This is a genomic window from uncultured Roseibium sp., assembly GCF_947494555.1.
GTDB lineage: Bacteria > Pseudomonadota > Alphaproteobacteria > Rhizobiales > Stappiaceae > Roseibium.
The window spans coordinates 711750-729016 of record NZ_CANLVF010000001.1; the positions used below are offsets into that span (position 1 = coordinate 711750).

Sequence of the window (17267 nt, forward strand, 5' to 3'; positions counted from 1 at the left end):
AAGTTATTATGTGATTGTCATCACAAATCACGAAAATTTATCAAATTTACTTCGTGATATTCATCACTAATTCAATTATATTTATGAAAGTGAACTAAATCAAAATAGTTTTTGATGAAATATTATGTTCTTTTGCTTGAGGCAGGGGCGCTGGCCGATAGCGTTGCGCATAAGGTGACTGAATCCCTTTGAAGTGGGAAATCCTTCCGCGCAACAGCGGACTGCAAGAAAACCCCAATGTCGCTTAAGGACGCGCGAGAAAGTCCTCGACAAGCTCCGTCCAGAAAGTTGCACCGATTGGCAGCGCGTCATCGTTGAAATCATATTTCGGGTGATGCAACGGCGGATCGTTTTCGGTCCTGGCCGTTCCCATCAGGAAGTAGCAGCCAGGCCTCTCTTCCAGGAAATACGAAAAGTCCTCGCTCCCCATGATCGGGTGAAGCATGTCGTGGACTTTGTCGGTGCCGGCAAACCGTTGTGCAAAGGCGCGGACATAGGTGGTTTCGGCTTTCGGATTGACCAATGGCGGATAGAAGCGTTCGTAGTCTATCTCGACACGCATGCCATAACTTGCGGCCTGGCCCTCGGCGATAGTTCTGACGCGTTCTTCCAGATCGTCGCGGGTTTGCGGGTCGAGCGCGCGCACGGTCAGGCACATCTCGGCGCGCTCGGGAATAACGTTGCTGGCATCGCCGCCATTGAACGTGCCAACGGTTATCACCGCGGGCTGCGATGCATGTGTGTTGCGGGAAACGATGGTCTGCAGTGCCATGATAATGCTTGCGCCGCAGACGATCGGGTCCGCGGCCAAATGCGGTTCAGCGCCATGTCCGCCCCGGCCGACAACGGTTATCTTGCACTCGTCCGCAGCCGCCATCATCTGCCCCTCCCTGAAAACAAAGCTGCCGAAGGGCAGGGAAGGTTCGTTGTGCAGTCCGAAGACAGCATCACAGGGGAACCGGGTGAAGAGCCCGTCCTCCATCATGAGTTTTGCGCCGCCGAAATTCTCTTCAGCCGGTTGGAAGATCAGATGAACGGTGCCGTCGAAATTTCGCCGTTCGGCCAGCATGCGGGCGGCCCCCAGAAGGATCGTGGTGTGGCCGTCATGTCCGCAGGCATGCATCACGCCGGGATGTGTGCTCGCGTAGTCCGCGCCGGTCTGCTCTGAAATCGGCAATGCATCGAAATCGGCTCTGATCCCAATGCTTTTTGTGCCGTTGCCGCTGGTCAAGCTGGCCACGATACCGGTCTTTGCCAGGCCACGGGTGACTTCGTAGCCAAGCGATGTCAATTCGTTCGCAATGACATCCGAGGTCTTGATTTCCGACAGTCCGATTTCGGGGATCGAATGCAGGTGATGCCTGAGTGCAACGAGGTCGGGAAGCAAGTTGGTGGTCACAACAGTCATGTTTGCCCAGTTTGGTTTTGACGCTGCCCTTGGCAAGCGCACCAGTGCCGCCGGGCTGGCCTCGCCGGGGGCAAGGTCTGCCGACTCGATTGAGTTTTGCACTTGCTCCGTAATTATTCAAGCGTATAATAACGATGATCTGGCGTGCGTCCTCGCGGACTTCCAAGCGGGCGTAACAGGCGAATTTAATGCCAATGGCAAGTCGATAGAGGCAGGGTGGGCGACGTCACGCACGTGTTTGCCTTCCAGGAATACTGATCACGCAAGAAGGGGCGACTCTCAATGAGCCGCAGGCCGTTTCATCGGGCCGGAGAAGCCGAGCGCCGCCACGATCTCATCGCGGCAACACTCGACTGTATCTTCGAGCGTGGTCTTCAGGGCGCGACCGTGCGCGAGATAGCAGCCAGAGCCGGTGTGACGCAGGGACTGATACGCCACTATTTTTCAAGCAAGGACCAGATGCTGCAGGCTGCCTACAAAGAAGTCATGGCCGGCATGACGCGCGATGCGGCAGTGGTCGATGAAAGCCTGAAGGATGCCCGTACGCGGTTACGCGCATTCATAATTGCCAACCTGACGCCTCCTGTCGTCGACGGGAGAACCCTGTCGCTGTGGGCGGCGTTCATCAGCCATGTGCGTGTCGATCCTGTTTTCGCTGAGATCCACCGGGACGGGTATCTTGCGTTCAGAACGGCTCTGGAGAGGCTTGTTGCTGACGTGCTTGCCGAAGCCGGGCAAGATCCGGACCCATCCGAGTGCCGGGAATTTGCAATCGCGATCAACGGCATGATCGACGGCCTATGGCTTGAAGGCACGCTCGTCGGAGACCTTTTTTCAAAAACACCTCTTTCCGGAATTGCGATCCGGTCGGTCGAAGCTCTTTTGGGCGGGATCAGGCTGACCGGCAATGAAGAACCTAGTTGAGAGAACCGACTATGCGATATGCGTCGATAACCAACCGTCTGGCCCACCTGGGTTCGGGAAAATGGGCCCTTCATTTGAAGGCGCGCGAGATGACGGCAAAAGGCATTCCTGTTATCGAACTTACCATCGGCGAACCGGACATACAGCCTGATGGGGCGTTGCTCGACGAAGCCAATCGCGCCATGCGCGACGGACGCACCCGCTACTCCAACGGTCGTGGCGAGCCGCGTGTTCTTGCTGCTCTTGCTCACAAATACCGTGAAAGGCAGCCTGGCATCACCGAAGAGAACATCCTTTGTTTTCCCGGCACACAGACAGCGCTCTTTGCTGTCATGCTCGGTCTTGTGGAAGACGATGATGCCGTTCTCGTCTGCGATCCGCTCTATGCCACCTATGAAGGGGTCATAGCCGCGACAGGCGCGTCCATGGTGCCCGTGCCATTGCGTCCCGAGCACGGATTTCACCTCAAGGCCGAGGATCTGGAAGCCATGGTTTCACCGGAGTGCCGTGTTCTTCTCTTGAATACGCCGCACAATCCGACCGGTGCGACACTGACCCGCGACGAAGTTGCAGCAATCGGCGACGTGTGCGTTCGTCATGACCTATGGATCGTCTGCGACGAAGTTTACGAACAGCTGATTTTCGAGCATGACTTCGCCTCGCCCTTCGATCTGCCTGAGCTTGCCGAGCGGACGATTGTCGTCTCCTCGATCTCCAAATCCCATGCAGCTCCGGGGTTTCGCTCCGGATGGGCTGTCGGGCCGGAAGAATTCTGCTCGCGCCTTCTCGCCGTCTCCGAAACGATGTTGTTCGGGGGACAGCCCTTTATTGCCGATATGACCGCAAAGGCCCTGTCGGAGGAATTCGATACGGCCGATCGAATGCGCGAGAACTACAAGCGACGCGCAGATCTTATCATCGACCGCCTGGCCGTACACGACGCCCTACGGCCCATGATGCCGGAAGCAGGGATGTTTTTGCTGATTGATGTCAGCGCCACGGGACTGGACGGTGAAACTTTCGCCACCCGGTTGCTTGAGGAAAAGAAGGTCGCGGTGATGCCCGGGTCGTCTTTTGGGGAACAGGCGACGGAGTTCGTCCGACTGTCGCTCACGGTCGCGGATGATGTGCTTGCAGACGCTGTGGACCGGATCGCGGCATTTTCAGATGGTCTGGGCAAGTTTGCGGGGGACCGGAAATGGGCGTCGTAACCAAAACGGTCGGAGAGGTCCTGATCGATATTCTGGAGGCCAATGAAGTCGACACTGTCTTTGGAATTCCGGGTGTTCATACCGTCGAACTCTATCGCGGGCTTGCCTCATCAGAGATACAGCACATCACACCGCGCCATGAACAAGGGGCGGGGTTCATGGCGGACGGTTATGCGCGTATCACGGGAAAGCCGGGCGTCGCGCTGCTGATCACCGGACCAGGCCTCACCAATGCCATTACCGCCATGGCCCAGGCTTACCAGGACTCCGTTCCGATGCTGGTCATCTCCGGCGTCAATGCACGCGCCAGCCTCGGACATGGCAGGGGATGGCTGCACGAATTGCCGGATCAGCGGGCGGTCATGGCACCCGTGACGCTGATGACCCACACCTTGCATGAACCTACGGATCTTCCAGCCGTCATGGATCGTGCGTTTGCGATACTGCAATCACGCCGTCCGGGCCCGGTCCACATCGAGATCCCGACCGATGTGATGGCGAAAGAAATTCCCGTGCCACCCCTCAAGACCGCGCAATTCAGCAAGCCGCGGGCTTCTGCGCACGACATTGCTGAGCTTGCCGACAAATGTCGCCAGGCAAATCGGCCCGCGATTTTGTGCGGTGGCGGGGCGATCGCTTCTGCGGACGATATCAGGGTTCTCGCGGATCGCCTGGATGCGCCTGTTGTTACCACTGTCAACGCCCGTGGCATGTTTGCCGGCCACCCGCTTTCCGTCCCGGCGAGCCCAAGCCTTGCAGCCGTGAGGGGCCTGCTGGCTCAGTCGGACTTTGTCCTGGCACTTGGAACACAGATGGGGCCGACCGACTACGATATGTATTCAGACGGCGGATTTCCCGAAATCAAGAATCTGGTGCGGGTCGATATCGATCCGGATCAACTGGCGCGAGGGCCGTCTGCAACCCTCACGATCCTTTCAAGCGTGGACCAGCTGCTGCTCGACCTTGTGCCGAAGCTTGATGGCCTAAAGGCAGACCGGATGGGTGCGACGCGGGCAGAAAGGTGCCGGAAGACTGCATTCAATGGTCTGAGCCCAAAGATGAGGTTGGAAATCGGCCTTTTGGAAACAGTTCGGGACGCCTTGCCCGGGTGCATTATCGTTGGCGATTCCACCCAGGCGATCTATTCGGGGAACCTCTATTTCGAAGCAGGCAGGCCAAAAGGCTGGTTCAACGCAGCGACAGGGTTTGGTGCCCTAGGCTACGGTCCGCCTGCGGCCATTGGAGCCAGCCTCGGAGAACCGGATACGCCCGTTGTCTGCCTTGTCGGGGATGGTGGACTTCAGTTTTCCCTCGCCGAAATCGGATCGGCAAGGGATTGCGGGGCGAATGTGATTTTTCTCGTTTGGAATAATGACGGTTACGGCGAGATCGGGACATACATGATCGAATGCGGCATCGAACCGGAAGGCGTGACGCCTTCCGCTCCTGATTTCAGCAAGGTCGCGGAGGCATATGGACTGCCATCCGTGTTTCTGTCCGATACCGCTGAACTGGCCGGCGCCCTGCAGGCGTTTGCTGCCGAGACTGGGCCGAGCCTGATCGAAATCCACGAGACGCGCACGCGCGGTGCAACGGTCTAGAGCCGTTACGCCGCGTTCGCGCGGATCAGGTCGGAAGCCTTTTCGCCGATCATGATCGCGGGCGCGTTCGTATTGCCCGAAACGATTTCGGGCATGATCGAGCAGTCCGCGACCCGCAGTCCTTCGATGCCGTGAACCTTGAGACGCGAATCGACCACCGAGTTGTCGCTCGAGCCCATCTTGCAGGTTCCTGTCGGATGATAGATTGAGACGCTGTTGGATCGCGCCCAATCCAGCGTTCCCGCGTCATCGTCCATGTCCAGGTTGGCGGCCGGGCGGAATTCCTCGGCGATCTTGGACGTCAATGGTGCGTGCCGGGCGATCTGCCGCGCGATCCTGACGCCGTCCACCACAGTTTTGCAGTCAGTCTCGGTCGACAGGTAGCGCGGAATGATTTTCGGATACTGCTTCGGATCGGGCCCGGCGAGACGAATCTCGCCGCGGCTTTCGGGCCGCAACTGGCAGACCGACATTGTGAAAGCCGAAAACGGGTGCACACCTTCACCTGGAGAATCGGCCGACCAGGGCTGCACGTGAAATTGAATGTCGGGCGTTTCCAGCTCGGGACGCGTCTTGAGAAAGCCGGTCGCAAGGCTCGCAGCCATCGTCATGGGGCCTGCTCTGAAAAGAGCGTATTTCAAAGCGATGCGCGCCTGATTGAAGAGGCTGCGAACTTCGTCGTTCAGGGTCGGTTCATTGCACTTATAGACAAGTCTGGCTTGCAGGTGATCCTGCAACCCCTGACCGACGCCCGAAAGGGCGTGCACGGGCTCTATGCCGTTTTCCTTCAGCTGAGCCGGATCTCCGATCCCTGAGAGCATCAGCACCTGCGGCGAGTTGATTGCGCCGCCGGACAGAATCACTTCGCGCCTGACAGTGAGCGTCTTCTCGGCGCCGGACCTGTCACGGTAGGTGATCCCGGTGACTTTTTTACCGTCGAGATTTATCCGGCTCACCAGGGCATGAGTGATGATCTGAAGGTTTTCCCGGCTTTTCGCTGGCTTCAGAAAGGCAACGGCAGAGCTGCATCTGCGGCCGTTTCTTGTGGTCAGCTGGAAATAGCCGACGCCTTCCTGCGTCGCACCGTTGTAATCGGGGTTAAACGGATACCCCGCCGTTTGAGCAGCGGCCACCCATGCATCGCAAATGGGCCGCTGGATGCGCATGTTCGATACGGCAAGCGGCCCGCCTGTTCCATGGAAGTCGTCCTCACCACGCTCCTGGTCTTCAGAGCGTTTGAAGAGCGGCAGGACATCGTCCCAGCCCCAGCCTTCGTTTCCCATTTGGCGCCAACGGTCATAGTCTTCCTTCTGGCCCCTGACATAAAGCAGCCCGTTCAGGGAGGATGATCCCCCCAGGACCTTGCCGCGCGGCCAGTCGATGGACCTTCCGTTAAGGCCCGGATCGGGTTCCGTCTTGTAACACCAGTCGACAGAAGGGTTATGCATGGTTTTAAAATAGCCGACCGGAATGTGGATCCAGGGGTTCAGATCCCGCCCACCGGCTTCTAACAGGATGACCTTGTTGGAGGGGTTTTCACTCAGGCGATTGGCGATGACGCAACCTGCCGAACCGGCTCCGATCACAACGAAATCTGCCTCCATTTTTGTTCTCCGTTTTATTTCTTTGAAAAAACCCTATGCAAAAAGCATAAAATAAACTAGCATTTTTTGAAACAAAACGTCTCAAAAATTGCGAAAAGGGAGGAAGCAATGAGTCTGGTGAATAAACTGAGTAAGATTTCTCGGCGCGATTTGTTCCGCGTTGCAGGGACTTACGGAATGAGTTCGACACTTCTGGCGGCAGGTACGTTCGGTGGTGCGATGAGCCTGGCCAACCTGGCCTCGGCAGCAGAATCAACCTACGACCGGCGGTTTTCGAAAGAAGCCAAGCACACACTCAAGTTCGGTGCATCCGGTTTCAATGCCAGAAACCTTCTGATCGAACGGGCGGGCGCTCTGGAATTCGCGCGTGATCTGGAAGCACGCACCGACGGTGAAATCCGGATCGAGTTTATCGGTGACAACCAGATCTGCGGTCAGCTGTCCTGCGTTGAAAAGACTCAGCAGGGAATCATCGATATCTATGCGGCATCCACGCAGAACTCTGCCGGTGGTGCACCCTACCTGAACGTTCTCGACTATGCGTTCATGTTCCCGGGCCGCGCGTCGCAGTACTATTTCCTGTACAGCCCTGAATCCCAACGCATCCTGCGTGATCCGCTCGAAAAGCGGCACGGCCTGAAGTTCCTCTTCAGTCACTGTGAACTGCGCGGCATTCAGCTGGGCCTCGGCTGGGAAGATCGCCCGACAGTAACCAAACTCGAGCAGCTCTTTGGCACCAAGAACCGTGTCACGGGCACGCAGCTTGGCCGGATTGCCATGAAGGCCCTGAACCTCAATCCGGTTCCAGTTGCCTGGGAAGAGACACTCGATGGCCTGAAACAGGGTCTTATCGATGGCGCGGAAACCTGGGCGAGTGCGGTTGCGTACGCAAACATGTCTCCGGTTGTCAGCCAGTCGGTTGACCTGAAGTTCTTCTGCGGCACGGAGCATACTTCCATGTCGGCAAGCGTTTTCGACAGCCTTGATGGCGCTCTCCAGGATGCGGTTATGGAGTCCGCGTACTGGGCGCAGGCGCACGTGCAGGCTGCCAACGAAGCGGCTCTGGTCAAGACCGTTGGTTTCTCCGACCCGCAGCTTCCGGACACGATCTTTGTTGAAAACAACGTTCGCCCGGCCTTCCTGCCTGAGAGCGAAATCAAGTTGGCCGAGGAAATGTGCTCGCCCGAATTCCAGCCGCAGCTGTGGCAGGAATGGCGTGACCGCTTGAACGGCTGGGCCGGTGGCATCGACACCTACCAGGAAATCTACGACATCGCTCGCCGGGTTCCTGCGGACATGAAGCCGGAAAACGTTGAGCCTCGCCGTTGGTGGAAAGGCTGATCGCACTATAAGCTCAATGGGCTGGCGCGCCGAGATCGCGCCAGCCCTAGTTGTATTCAGATCGGGAAAACCGGCGGAAAAGGGAGGGCCATATGGCAGTCTGGTCGGATCTTGGTGCGATCCTGAGCGCTTTTGCATCACAGGACAGTTGGGAAATCCGGAACGCCTTGAAATCCGAGGCCGCCTGGGTACTCGGAGCTTTTGTTACTGCTGCAGGCGGGCTCCTGGTTCTCCTTATATATCGGTTGGTTCCGTTGCTCGACCGGCATCTTGAACGCACCATCATGGTCTGGAGCTATCTGGCCATCGCGTTCATTATCTTCTGGGGCGTTATCGACCGTTTCGTGTTTGCGAACCAGCAACCCTGGTCCACAACGATCCCGCCGCTGCTGTTCATGATCATGACGTGGTTCGGCGCTGCCTTTAACGTTCGCCTCAGAACGCATCTCAGTTTTTCCGAATTCAGAATGGTGATGCCGAGATGGGCGCAAATGGCGTGCCTGTTCCTCGACGCGTTCCTCTGGTTCACGTTCGCCGTGATCGTCATGGTGACCACGACAAGGCTGACAGCGTTGTCGGCGTCCAACTTCCAGATCGTTCTTGGAACGGATGACGTCATGCAGTGGTGGTTCCTGATCACCGCCCCCCTGTCGTTCGTGATGTTGACGGCCCGTGTTTTTGAAAACCTCGGAGACGACATTCGCAACTGGCGCACCAATCAGCCGCTGATCAAGCCGGCCGTTATCGGGGAGGACACCTGATGACCGATGCAACCTGGGTTACCCTGATTTCCATCAGCGTCACGGTCCTTTTCATGATTGGAGTGCCAGTGCTTCTGGTGATCGCCTATTGGGTGATTGGCTGCTCCTTCGTGCTCGGACTGACGCTCGACAATCTCGGCGCGGAACTGTTGAACGTGTTCAACAAGGGATTTGCGCTTTTGGCCATGCCGCTCTTCATTCTGACTGGTGACTTGATCAACCGGTCCGGCATCGCCCGACGATTATCAGACTTTGCCTATGCGGTTCTGGGGTGGCTGCGTGGCGGCCTTGCAATGGCATCGCTCGGTGCCTGCGGCCTCTTTGCTGCGATCTCCGGATCCAACTCGGCAACGACTGCCACCATCGGTTCCATGCTGCATCCGGAGATGGTCAAGGGCGGATACGATGAACGGTTCTCGGCTGCGACGGCAGCAGCGGGGGGAACGGTCGGGATTATCATTCCGCCGTCGATCATCTTCATCGTGTACGGCTTCCTCATGAACCTGCCGATCTCCGACCTGTTCGTGGCCGGAATCATTCCAGGATCCCTGATGGTGATCGGCATGCAGGTTGCCTGCTGGATCATCTGCCGCATGAACGGATGGGGCTATCTCATTCCACTCAATCTCAACCGGATACTCAAAACGGCATTCGGTGCCTGGCTCGGGTTCTTTGCTATCGGTCTCGTCCTCTGGGGCATCTACACCGGCAAGTTTTCGCCGACAGAAGCCGCTGGTGTTACCGTTGGCTTCTGCATGATCGCGGGGTTCGTGAGTTACCCGTTGAACAAGATCATGGGCAAACATGGTGATCGACCGGTAACCGAAAAGAGCTTTGCCGAGATGTTTGTCGTGCAGGGTTTCACGGTCACCGAAGTTCCGTCCATCGTCATCCGGTCAGCACAGATTACCGGCATTCTTGCTCCGCTCATCGCCATCTCGGTGGTGATGCAACAGATCCTGTCGCTGCTGGGCGCGCAGCAGACCATTGGAGACTTCGTGACGTCAATGGGCGGGTACCATGCGGTTCTGTTCACATCCATGGTGATCGTTTTCGTCTCGGGGATGGTTCTGGAAAGCCTTCCGGTGACGATAATCCTGGCTCCGATCCTTGCGCCGATTGCGGCATCTGTCGGCGTCGATCCGATCCACTTTTCGGTGATTTTCCTCGTCGGAGCATCGATCGGCTTCATCACGCCGCCATACGGGCTCAATCTTTATGTGGCGTCAGGTGTAACGGGAGTTCCCTATTTCAGGCTACTTCGCTATACGGTTCCATACCTATTCGCCTTGATCAGTGTGTGGCTCGTCGTATCGCTCACACCTGAACTGGCGTTGATGCTACTGCCAAACAGATGATAGCCGAAGATGTCAGAAGACCACGAAACAGAAGAAGCAGGGAAAATTCCGACAAACCTGCGTTTGCTGGTCATTCTGGAAGAAGTTGCAAGGGCGGGGGTGCCTGTGGCGCCGTCCGCCCTTTGCGACCTGCTTGGACTGCCGAAGCCGACCGTTCACCGTTTGCTGCATACTGCTGAGAGCGAAGGCTTCCTGCAGCGCAGTCTCGATGGCCGATCCTTTGGTCCCGGGCGCCGCATGCGGAAGCTGTCGACCAACACCTTGTCGTCGCAGCGGATCCGAACGGAAAGGCTGAGGGTGATGCGGGATCTTGCGTCGGATGTCGGCGAAACCTGCAACCTTGCAGCGCCCAGCCGTGATGGCATGGTCTATCTGGATCGCGTCGAAACCCACTGGCCCTTGCGCATTCAGCTTCCCATCGGAACCCAGGTGCCGTTCCACAGCACCGCCAGCGGCAAGATGTACCTCTCGACACTGCCGAACACCATGCTCGACAGATTGCTCACATCGGTCGAGCTGGAACGCAGGACCGACCAGACCCTCGTCAAACCGGCCGAAATCAAGCGGGAGCTTACGGAAACGAGAACGCGGGGGTTTTCGGTCGACAATGAGGAATTCATGGATGGCATGACCGCGGTGGCGGTTGCTATCTGCGATGACCGGGGACGGTTGATGACAACGCTCTCCATTCACGCCCCAAAGCAGCGTCACGACATTGACAGCTTGATCGCCAAGCTGCCGAAGTTGCAGGATGCAGCGGCCCGCCTGGAGCAGATCGTCCTCGACTGACCGCCCAATTCGCGCATTTCGAGTGCTATTCCACGTGTGGAGCCCTGCGCCCGGTCTAACTGCAGAAACGTTGCTAGTCCGCCGTGTACCGCTTCTCAAGAGCGTCGTAAAAGTCCTTGTGAACCGCGTTCTGCCGCACCTCAAAGCTCGCGACAAGTTCGCCTTCGTCCATGCGGCCATCCGACTTCAGAGCCGCCAAGGCATCGTGCATTCCCTTGAGCGCGCCTTGCAGCGCCACATTGGCGTAAAGCACCAGCCCGAAGCCCATCTCGTCCAGCTCTGAAAAATCGAGGATCGGGGTTTTGCCGCCGACAACCAGATTGATCAGCTGCGGTGTGCCGGAGAGCCGTTTGGGAATATCGCGAATGTCGTCGAGGCTCTTCGGTGCTTCGATGAACGTGATGTCGGCACCGTCTTCGATGAAGGCCTCGGCCCTTTCGATTGCGGCATCAAATCCATGGGTCGCACAGGCATCGGTTCGAGCTACGATAAGGAAATTCTGATCGAGACGGGCGTCCGCAGCGGCCTTGATCCGGCTGCGTGCCTCGGCGAGGTCGACAACGTCTTTTCCTGAAAAGTGACCGCAGCGCTTCGGATTGACCTGATCTTCAAGCTGGATGGCGCTTGCGCCGGCGCGTTCGAGCGTGCGAACGGTGTGGTGAACGTTAAGAGCGTTGCCGAAGCCTGTATCCGCGTCGACCAATATGGGCAGTTCGGTCGTGTTCCGGATCGTCGATGTGTGTTGGGCTATTTCGGGCAGCGAAACAAATCCGAGATCCGGCATGCCAAGATAAGTGTTGGTGAGACCGGCTCCCGAGATGTAGACGGCTTCAAATCCGAGGCCGTCGATCACCCGGGCAGCCAATGCATTCGCCGCGCCCGGCATAAGAACAGCGCCGCCTTTATTTAGGCGCTCGCGAAAGGCTTTGTTGATCTCATAATTCATCATGGCAGCGCTCTCCTGTTACCCAGATCTGTCTCCTTGGCTAAAGCGCGGGCACCTCTTTGGCAAGCATCACGCATCAGCGTTCTGTCAGGCGAAACATCAACTCATTCATGCGCCGTCAGGCTCTTCGCGAGGCTTTCCAAAAGAGGGATCGCGTTGGTACGCGCCTCCTCGTCGAATCGTGTCGCCAAGCCGGAGACTGTGAGCGCTCCCGCCAGCTCGCCGCTCTGATCAAAAACAGGTGTCGAAATCGAGGAGATATTGGGGTTGGTCTGGCCAGCCGCGCTCACCGTGCCATTTTTGTTGAACTGGCTGAGGTCATCGATTTCTTCGCCGGAAAAATGCCGCAGCACCAGGCCGGATGCTCCGGTCGACAGACGAAGGCGCATGCCTTCCTCGACATGAAAGCGGAGCAAATTGGGGGAGTTTTCCCTGTAGAGACAAACACGTTCATTGCCGACACGCACATAAAACGAGGCTGTTTCGCCTGTTGCTTCTGCAAGGATTTTCAAGGACGGGGCGACATGCTCGCGCCTCGTGAAATCCCGCCGGAAAATCAGTCCCAACCGCCAGACGCTTGGACCGACGCTGAACCTGCCGTCTTCGTCCCGCTGAATGAAGCCGTAAATCGCCATGGAATTGGTGAGCCGCAGGATGGTGCTCTTGTGAAGCCCGGTTTCTTCGGCGATTTCTGCAAGCGACATTGTCGGCTTCTGGGTTGAAAATGCATTCAGGATCGACATCGCCCGCTCGACGGATTCAGTTCGGTTGGTTGCCATTGTCGTTCTACCTGATGAAACGCGCTGAATGTAACTTGCTGAAAAGCACCTGGACTGTCTAGCCTTTGCTTAACCGAGGAGAGGCAAAGTGCGCTATCAAACCATCGCTAACACATCCTTTCGCGCTGCGGATTACCGCGCGATCCTGGGAGACGGGTACCGCAGTCTCCCTTATTCCCTGCGGCTGTTGGCTGAAAACGCGGCCCGTCATTCTGAAAATGTAGCAGCGGCTCGGGACGTTCTGTCGCGAAACGGCGATGCCGTTCCATTCCGTCCGGCCCGGCTGCTCTTGCACGACATGCTGGGTATCCCGGCACTGATTGACATCATGGCGATGCGCAATCTTCTCGAAGAGCAGGGCGGTGACCCGCTGACGGTCGATATGAGTCTGCCGGTGGATCTTGTGATCGACCATTCCATGTCGATCAATCACTGGGCGGACAAATTCGCGCTGCAGAAGAACATGGACCGCGAATTTGAGGTCAATCGCGAGCGCTTTGCATTCCTGAAAGCCTGTGAGACCCGGTTCCCACGGCTGCGCGTGATTCCCCCGGGCGGCGGCATTTGCCATCAGGTCAATCTGGAATATCTCGGGCAAACGGTCTTGCCATCCCTTGAAGATCCCACGCTTCTCATTCCGGATTCGTGTCTTGGAACGGACAGTCATACCCCGATGATCAATGCGCTCGGCATCATGGGCTGGGGCGTGGGCGGACTGGAAGCTGAAGCGGTGCTGTTCGGTGAAACGACGCCAGTCAACGTGCCGCGTGTCATCGGCCTGGAAGTCACCGGTGCGCCGTCCGACGAGATCATGGCGACGGATATTGCGCTCGTCATCGCCGAAAGGCTGAGGGCCTTGGGCGTTGTCGATACGTTTGTCGAGCTGTTCGGGTCCGGCTACTGCAACTTGAGTGTTGCCGATCGCGCAACGATTGCGAACATGGCGCCGGAATACGGATCAACGATGGTGTTTTGCCCGGTTGACGAACGCACGATCGGGTATCTCAAGGACACGGGCCGGAATGAGGCGGCAGAGCGGAGCGAAGCGTTCTGCAAGTCCCAGGACCTATGGGTGGATGGTGTCGATAAGGGCATCGTTTATGACGAGGTCGTCGAGCTCAATCTCAGTCAGATCGGCCGGTCGGTTTCCGGGCCTGCGCGCCCCGAGCAGCGCATCGATCTGTCGGACGCAACCGAGAAACTGAAACTCAAAGGAGAAACCACGCGCAGGGTTCCTGTCGAAGGTGCTGCCCATGATATCGGCGATGGCGATGTGATTATCGCAGCGATTACGAGCTGCACGAACACGGCAAACCCGCGCAACATGGTGACGGCCGGTCTGATGGCGCGAAATGCGGTGGCGAAGGGGTTGCAGGTGCCGGCGCATGTCAAAACGTCTCTTGCTCCGGGTTCGAGAGTGGTTGCCGCTTATCTGGAACAAAGTGGACTGCAAACATCCCTGGATGCGCTCGGCTTTGAAGTCGCGGCGTTTTCCTGCTCGACCTGCAACGGCATGTCCGGTCCGCTTGATCCGGCACACGAAGCCGCGATCAAGGAAAACGATGTCAAAGGCATCGCAGTCCTGTCCGGAAACCGCAATTTTGCCGGCCGGATCCATCCGCTTGCCTCGCGTAACATGATTGCCTCGCCGCCACTGGTGGTCGCCTATGCGCTGATGGGCACAATCCTGAAGGACATAACGAGCGAACCGCTGGGGACGGACCAGGAAGGCCGCCCGGTGATGCTGACGGATCTCTGGCCAAACGCCGAGGAAGTAACGGAGATCGTCAAGACATTCGTGACGCCGGATGAATTCAGCAAAAACTATGCGGCTATCAATGATGTGAATACGCATTGGAACGACATGGAGGCCGACGCGGGAACGTATGAATGGGTGCCGTCCAGTTACGTGTCGTTCCCGCCCTTCGTGCGCACAATTCGCAAGGAGGCAGCAAAGGCCGCGCCGCTCAAGGGCCTCCGGCCGCTGGTCATTCTGGGAGACAGCGTCACGACGGATCATATTTCACCATCCGGTATCATCACGCCTGAATCCGAAGCCGGTCAGTATCTTCAAAAGCTGGGCGTTGAACCCAGGGACTTCAACTCCTTTGGAACGCGGCGCGGGTGTTCGGATATTGTCGTGCGTTCCACCTACGCCAATTACCGGCTGCGCAATGAAATGACACCGGGCAAGGAAGGTTCCTGGACGCGCATAGAGCCGGAAGGAGAGGTCACCAGCGTCTACAAGGCGATCGAGACCTATCTCGACAGGGACCAGAAACTCGTTGTGATCGGTGGCAAGGAATATGGCTGCGGGTCCTCAAGGGACACAGCCGCGAAGGCACCGTGGCTTGCCGGAGTGCGTGCCGTTATTGCCGAGAGCTTTGAACGCATTCACCGCTCCAATCTCGTGAATATGGGAATAGCGCCTTTGTGTTTTCCCAAGGGGGTCACGCGCAATACGCTGCGTCTTGACGGCAGCGAGACATTCGACATCGATCTTGACGAGGACCTAACGGGCGCGATGCTGACTGTGCATCGAAAGGGTGGCAGCTACGACATGACGCAGCTGGATCTTCGCCTCTATAACGATGGTGAACGCGCGACATTCGCTGCGGGCGGCTTGTTGCCGCGCGCATTCCGGAAATTTCTCGCAGGAGCTGCCTGATGCAAAACCGGTTACGTGCAGCCTTTTACCGGGGCGGAACTTCCAAGGCGGTGGTGTTTAACGGCGATGACCTGCCGGACGGGCAGGACTTGCGTGACCGGATCTTCCTGCATGTTCTGGGCAGTCCGGACGCATATGGTCGGCAATTGAACGGGATGGGAGGTGGTCTTTCATCGCTTTCAAAAGTCGTGATCGTAAAGCCGTCACAAAGATCGGACGCCGATGTCGACTACACATTCGTCCAGATCGCCGTCGATGAACCCTTGGCCGACTATGGATCAGCTTGCGGAAACATGGCGAGTTGCGTCGGCCCTTTTGCGGTTGATGAGGGGATGGTCGAGTTGGAAACCGGACAGAACGAAGCTCTGGTTCGGATTTATGACACGAACACGGACCGGATCTACCTCGCGCGATTTCCGGTGGAAAACGGACGGGCGGTTGAGACGGGGGACGTCTCGATCCCAGGCGTTTCGGGAACGGGCGCTCCAGTTGTTCTGGAATTCCTCACGCCGGGCGGTGCGGCCACCGGAAAGCTTCTGCCGACCGGCCGGGCGGTGGACGAGCTGACGGTTGAAGGTATCGGGACGGTTCCGGCTTCTCTGATCGACGCAGCCAATCCGGTTGTCTATGTCCGTGCAGCGGATTTCGGGAAGTCGGCGACAGAGTCGCCTGGAGATCTGGACGCCGACAATGAGTTGTTGAGGCAGATCGAGGCGGTGCGCTCTGCCGGTGCAGTCGCCATGGGCATGGCGGCGTCGCACGATGCGGTGAAGCGCTCCAATCCCAAGGTTGCGATTCTCGGCTCTGCTCATGCATTCACGTCGCTGGATGGGGAAACGCATCAAGCGGAAACGCATGATCTCAATGTGCGTCTCGTCTCCATGGGGAATTTTCATCGCGCCATTACGCTGACCGGTGGAATGTGCACGGCTGTTGCAGCGCAGGTTTCCGGTTCACTGGTTCAGCAAAAGGCGCAGATCGACGGGCGCGACCTTCGCATCGGGACACCGTCCGGCGTCCTCAAGGTTACGGCAAACGTCGAACAGGGCGCAGATGGTCCCGAAGCGGTGACCGCCGGCACTTTCCGCACGCAGCGGCGGATCATGGAAGGGGCGGTCCTCTATCCTTCGGAATTCCTGGAGGATGTGTCTTGAGCGATGTCACAGCGGCTTTTTCGACCTGCGACCTGAACGATGCTCATCCCGGCAGCGTACGTCTCGTAAAGCTTCCTTTCCGCGACTACGGCGCCAAACGTGCGTTTTCCGGAACAATCCGGACGGCGGTGATGGTTGAAGACACAAAGCTCGTTCAGGAGACGCTGTTTTCCGAGCAAGGAAATGGCTCCGTCGTTGTCCTGGACGGCGGTGGGTCTTTGAGGACAGCCCTTCTTGGCGACCGCATGGCCGAACGGCTGATTGCAAATGGATGGGCTGGGATCGTTGTCAATGGCGCTGTCAGGGACAGCCGGCTCCTTGCCGGGCTCGACATTGGCGTCAAGGCGCTCGGCACCAGCCCGGTACGATCGGCAAAAGCCGGAACGGGGGCAATCGATGTCCCACTTGCGTTCGGAGGCGTTTTCTTCGAACCCGGTAAATACATCTACTGCGATGAGGACGGGGTTTTGGTCTCTGACGAAGCGCTCTCGCTTTAGGTCATGCCCTCATAAAATAGACTGCGATGGTATGGATGATTTTGGTCGGATACGATGCGCGAAACTGCGGGTAACCGCCCGGTTTCCAAAGTTTCGCAACGAAGTAGCCGTGCAAAATCACCTTATCCCGAAGGGACGCAAAAACGGCTTCGATCTGCTGCGTCAAAGCGCTCAACCGGGCAAAAAGCCCGCTTTTCGCGCCTTTCCTTGCAGCTCATCGCCGTTT

General features: G+C 57.7%; 14 protein-coding genes. 10 read left to right on the top strand and 4 right to left on the bottom strand.

Annotation, left to right across the window (positions count from 1 at the left end; all coding sequences use genetic code 11):
• Window positions 1-244 precede the first annotated feature (244 nt).
• Window positions 245-1408 carry a M20 aminoacylase family protein gene (locus Q0915_RS03175; protein WP_299474668.1) on the bottom strand — a complete coding sequence of 388 codons (1164 nt, stop codon included), beginning with the start codon at window positions 1406-1408 and terminating at the stop codon, window positions 245-247.
• A gap of 282 nt (window positions 1409-1690) precedes the next feature.
• On the opposite strand from Q0915_RS03175, the gene Q0915_RS03180 reads away from it, so the two are divergent.
• The 3 genes from Q0915_RS03180 to Q0915_RS03190 are packed head-to-tail and all read left to right on the top strand — an operon-like array spanning window position 1691 to window position 5144.
• The gene (locus Q0915_RS03180; protein WP_299473170.1) at window positions 1691-2332 is read left to right on the top strand and encodes a TetR family transcriptional regulator C-terminal domain-containing protein; all 642 of its coding nucleotides are present in this window, start codon (window positions 1691-1693) and stop codon (window positions 2330-2332) included.
• 11 nt (window positions 2333-2343) lie between these two features.
• Entirely contained in the window at window positions 2344-3543 is a 1200-nt protein-coding gene (locus Q0915_RS03185) for a pyridoxal phosphate-dependent aminotransferase (RefSeq protein ID WP_299473171.1), read from the top strand.
• Window positions 3531-5144, top strand: coding sequence for a 5-guanidino-2-oxopentanoate decarboxylase (locus tag Q0915_RS03190; RefSeq protein ID WP_299473172.1), 1614 nt, complete (start codon window positions 3531-3533; stop codon window positions 5142-5144). Before Q0915_RS03185 ends, Q0915_RS03190 begins: the two co-directional genes overlap by 13 nt.
• A gap of 5 nt (window positions 5145-5149) precedes the next feature.
• Here Q0915_RS03190 and Q0915_RS03195 read toward each other — a convergent pair whose 3' ends face one another.
• Window positions 5150-6748: a choline dehydrogenase gene (locus Q0915_RS03195; protein WP_299473173.1), complete on the bottom strand. Its 1599-nt coding sequence runs from the start codon at window positions 6746-6748 to the stop codon at window positions 5150-5152.
• A 177-nt stretch (window positions 6749-6925) separates the two neighbouring features.
• Here Q0915_RS03195 and Q0915_RS03200 point away from each other — a divergent pair, with 177 nt between their 5' ends.
• The 4 genes from Q0915_RS03200 to Q0915_RS03215 all read left to right on the top strand — a co-directional run bounded on the left by Q0915_RS03200 (window position 6926) and on the right by Q0915_RS03215 (window position 10997).
• Window positions 6926-8089: a TRAP transporter substrate-binding protein gene (locus tag Q0915_RS03200; protein WP_299473174.1), complete on the top strand. Its 1164-nt coding sequence runs from the start codon at window positions 6926-6928 to the stop codon at window positions 8087-8089.
• A 92-nt stretch (window positions 8090-8181) separates the two neighbouring features.
• On the top strand, window positions 8182-8850 hold the full coding sequence (locus tag Q0915_RS03205) for a TRAP transporter small permease subunit (RefSeq protein ID WP_299473175.1): 669 nt from the start codon (window positions 8182-8184) through the stop codon (window positions 8848-8850).
• Window positions 8850-10208, top strand: a complete 1359-nt coding sequence (locus Q0915_RS03210; RefSeq protein WP_299473177.1) for a TRAP transporter large permease — start codon at window positions 8850-8852, stop codon at window positions 10206-10208. Before Q0915_RS03205 ends, Q0915_RS03210 begins: the two co-directional genes overlap by 1 nt.
• A 9-nt stretch (window positions 10209-10217) precedes the next feature.
• Window positions 10218-10997: an IclR family transcriptional regulator gene (locus tag Q0915_RS03215; protein ID WP_299473179.1), complete on the top strand. Its 780-nt coding sequence runs from the start codon at window positions 10218-10220 to the stop codon at window positions 10995-10997.
• A gap of 73 nt (window positions 10998-11070) precedes the next feature.
• Here the strand turns inward: Q0915_RS03215 and Q0915_RS03220 are convergent, their stop codons facing one another.
• Complete coding sequence (locus Q0915_RS03220) at window positions 11071-11946, bottom strand: isocitrate lyase/phosphoenolpyruvate mutase family protein (RefSeq protein WP_299473181.1); 876 nt, start codon at window positions 11944-11946, stop codon at window positions 11071-11073.
• Window positions 11947-12047: 101 nt separating this feature from the next.
• Complete coding sequence (locus tag Q0915_RS03225; protein WP_299473183.1) at window positions 12048-12722, bottom strand: IclR family transcriptional regulator; 675 nt, start codon at window positions 12720-12722, stop codon at window positions 12048-12050.
• Between the two features lie 88 nt (window positions 12723-12810).
• Between Q0915_RS03225 and acnA the strand changes: the two genes are divergently transcribed.
• The 3 genes from acnA to rraA are packed head-to-tail and all read left to right on the top strand — an operon-like array spanning window position 12811 to window position 17041.
• Window positions 12811-15390 (top strand): aconitate hydratase AcnA, encoded by a 2580-nt coding sequence (gene acnA, locus Q0915_RS03230; protein WP_299473185.1) that lies wholly within the window; start codon window positions 12811-12813, stop codon window positions 15388-15390.
• Window positions 15390-16544, top strand: a complete 1155-nt coding sequence (locus Q0915_RS03235) for a PrpF domain-containing protein (protein ID WP_299473187.1) — start codon at window positions 15390-15392, stop codon at window positions 16542-16544. Before acnA ends, Q0915_RS03235 begins: the two co-directional genes overlap by 1 nt.
• A complete protein-coding gene (gene rraA, locus Q0915_RS03240; protein ID WP_299473189.1) occupies window positions 16541-17041 on the top strand; it encodes a ribonuclease E activity regulator RraA in 501 nt (166 codons plus the stop codon). The genes Q0915_RS03235 and rraA overlap by 4 nt, the downstream gene beginning before the upstream one ends.
• The last annotated feature ends 226 nt before the right edge of the window (window positions 17042-17267 follow it).